Consider the following 2,846-nt stretch of genomic DNA (forward strand, 5'->3'; position numbering starts at 1 on the left):
GCAAGGGAGGTTAATTTGCAAGGCTTAAGCGATAAAAAAGAGCTAATAAGCTCGATTTTGAAAAATAGCGAATTTCTAAAAGATAATGAAGTATTGCAGAGTGCATATTTGCTAGGAATGATGTCCGCAGGGTTGATAAATCGTCAATTTGCTATTAGCAAAAATAGTTCATTCGAAAAATGGCTGAATAATGCGGGACTAATTACGAAAGAGCTTTTAGAACGGATTTGGACCAAGTGCGATGAAACCAATAAAAAACTCTCCAATGTATCGCGAGGAAAAAGAAGCGCTAATATAGAAATCATGCGCGATATTTTGATTGGAATTTTACCAAGTGCGTTTTTATCTCAAAAGCGAGTTAAGAGCGCTTATGTAACGCTAGCTTTTGCTATGGGCGGAAGTGATTTTACGAAATATATTAAAGATAACACTCAAGGAGACGAGTAATGAAAAAGAAGGAAATTCTATTTCTTTGGGACGGCGAAAATTTTAATCCAAACGGCGATATGCTAAGAGATAACGCTCCTAGGATAGACGATGAGACGGGTATAGCAGAAGTTACTGATGTACGTATAAAGCGAACAATTAGAGATGAAATTATGAAAAAAGACGAAAGTACGATTTTCATTAAAGAGTATAAAAGAGATGAAAATATCTTAGATTGCAAAAGCGCAATACGTGAAGTAATTAACGTTAAGCAAGAAAAAATCGAGATTGAAAAAGAAATTTTATCTAAATTTATCGATATTCGCGCATTTGGTGGAGTTTTGCCGATATCGGATAAAGACGAGATGAAAAAAGAAGGCATAAAAACAGCCGGAATTCAATTTGTCGGACCCATTCAGTTTAGAATGAGCAGATCGCTTCATAGAGTTGCGGTAGAGCATATAAAAGGCACCGGCGCATTTGCAAGCGGTAGCGATAAGGCAAATAAAACGTTTAGAGAAGAAGATTTTTTAAATTATGCAATGTTTGCAACTTACGGAATAGTGGATAATCATAGTGCAAAGATTACAAATTTAAGTGAAGATGATGTAAAAGTGATTTTAGGCGCGCTCTGGAGCGGGACTAAAAATTTAATTACTCGCACGAAAATGGGTCAAATGCCTAGATTTATGCTAGTAATTACATATAAAAATGATACTTTCGCTGGAGATTTAAATAACTGTGTGGCTATAAATAGTAGCAAAGAAGACATAGAGATAAGAAGTATAAATGATTTTACGATTGATTTTTCTAGATTAAAAGCTAAACTTACCAGATACGCGCAAGAGATCGAAAAAATAGAGTATATGAGCGATTTTGACTTCGAGCAAAATAACAGATCACAATTTGATAGTAATTGGATAAAAATAGGATTTTAAATGGATATAATAGCTTTTGAGCTATCGGGAGATTACGCGCATTTTTCTCATCTAGCTACTATCTACTCGTCTCTTACATACCCGGTGCCGCCAAAGACTGCCGTAATGGGGCTTTTGGGAGCGATTATAGGTGAAATGAATTATTTTAAACTTAACGATATAGGTTATAGCGTTATTTTAAGTTCGCAATTTCGTAAAAAAACTATGATTTTTAACGGTATAAAATTTGCTCTATCGTCAAGTATGCATATCGAACAAGGTTATCAAGATTCTAGCGAGAAAAAGCAGTTTTATAAAGAGCTAATAAAAGATCCCAGATATGTCATATTCGTTGATTTAAGTGCTTTAAACGCTTCTTATAAAGAAAAGATAATCGACAGCTTAAAAGCTCATAGATGCTCCTTTACACCATATTTAGGTATAAATTTTTGTATAGCGGATTTTAAACATATCGAGATAAAAAATTGTGAATTGGTGCATGAAAAGGAAAGTTTTATAGATACGTTCGTTTTGATGGACGATTTTATATTTGATGCACAAAACTTTGATATCAGACTTACTACGGCTAGAATGGCTTGCGGGTGCGAGGAGGGTCGAATTTTTAAGGATTTTAAAGATTTCGTTATCAAGCTAAGCGGCAATAGTCAAATCAAAGCAAAGAATAGAGGAAATATTTATCAAATAAATGACTACAAGGTCTATTTTGCAAAGTGAGCCGCTATCGCATCCTAATAAACCGCTAATAAAGCATATAACAAATATGCTTGCTGAAACGGATAGTAGGCTTTTACAATGCATTAAAATTTATCACGATATAGCTAAGCTAAAAACTAATTTTCAAATTTATATCAAAAATCCTACCGAAAAAATTGCAGATAAAAATCATGCTTTATTATCCGCTTACATATTTTTACTAAATTCAGAATTTAATGAGCTAGATACGGCTTTTGGGTTTTTATCCATCGTATCACACCATGGAAATGTAGAAAATTTTTGTGAGCTTACAATGCAAAATAAAAATTTCGGCAAATATTTTGAGAGCTCAAAAGAGCTAGACTTTTGGGACGAAGTCTTAGATAAGGTTTTAGGTTTAGAATTTGGAGCTGATGATTATGTAACTAAACCATTCTCAACACGTGAGCTTATGGCGAGGGTTAAGGTAAACTTACGCCGTGTTACTAAGCAACAAGAAGAAGTTATTGAAGAAAAAAATGGTGGAGATCTTGTGATTAAGGATATTGTTATTTATCCAGAAGGATTAAGAACCAGAGATGGAAAAATGAATAAATTTAAAAAATCTTTTGCTATTATTGCAAAAGAATTAAATGTTGATATTCAACCTTATGTTATAGATGGTGCTTATGACTTATTTCCGACTGGTAAAAAATTTCCTAAACCTGGAAAAATTACTGTTGAGTTTTTAGATAAGATAGAAGTTGAAAATTTAACTTATGATGAAATAGTAAATGAAGCCTATACAGT

The 2,846-nt window shown here is 33.2% G+C and carries 4 protein-coding genes and 2 pseudogenes; all 6 read left to right on the forward strand.

The window, feature by feature from the left end:
- Nucleotides 1–15: 15 nt before the first annotated feature.
- Nucleotides 16–447, forward strand: a complete 432-nt coding sequence (locus Q0537_RS06730) for a hypothetical protein (RefSeq protein ID WP_299226305.1) — start codon at nt 16–18, stop codon at nt 445–447.
- Nucleotides 447–1,364 (forward strand): type I-B CRISPR-associated protein Cas7/Csh2, encoded by a 918-nt coding sequence (gene cas7b / locus Q0537_RS06735; RefSeq protein WP_299226308.1) that lies wholly within the window; start codon nt 447–449, stop codon nt 1,362–1,364. Before Q0537_RS06730 ends, cas7b begins: the two co-directional genes overlap by 1 nt.
- Nucleotides 1,365–2,078 (forward strand): CRISPR-associated protein Cas5, encoded by a 714-nt coding sequence (gene cas5, locus Q0537_RS06740; RefSeq protein ID WP_299226311.1) that lies wholly within the window; start codon nt 1,365–1,367, stop codon nt 2,076–2,078.
- Between the two features lie 46 nt (nt 2,079–2,124).
- Nucleotides 2,125–2,406, forward strand: a pseudogene (locus Q0537_RS06745) (CRISPR-associated helicase/endonuclease Cas3); the annotation flags it as partial.
- Nucleotides 2,407–2,436: 30 nt separating this feature from the next.
- Nucleotides 2,437–2,616: pseudogene (locus Q0537_RS06750) on the forward strand (DNA-binding response regulator); the annotation flags it as partial.
- Nucleotides 2,590–2,846 (forward strand): lysophospholipid acyltransferase family protein (locus Q0537_RS06755; RefSeq protein WP_299226314.1); only part of this gene is annotated, 257 nt, incomplete at its 3' end. The pseudogene Q0537_RS06750 and the gene Q0537_RS06755, both read left to right, overlap by 27 nt.

It is taken from the genome of uncultured Campylobacter sp. (assembly GCF_938017775.1).
GTDB lineage: Bacteria > Campylobacterota > Campylobacteria > Campylobacterales > Campylobacteraceae > Campylobacter_B.

What these genes read in the sequence shown, in the direction of transcription:
- cas7b (WP_299226308.1), top strand. Translation starts at nt 447, where the DNA reads ATGAAAAAGAAGGAAATTCTATTTCTTTGGGACGGCGAAAATTTTAAT.
- cas5 (WP_299226311.1), top strand. Translation starts at nt 1,365, where the DNA reads ATGGATATAATAGCTTTTGAGCTATCGGGAGATTACGCGCATTTTTCT.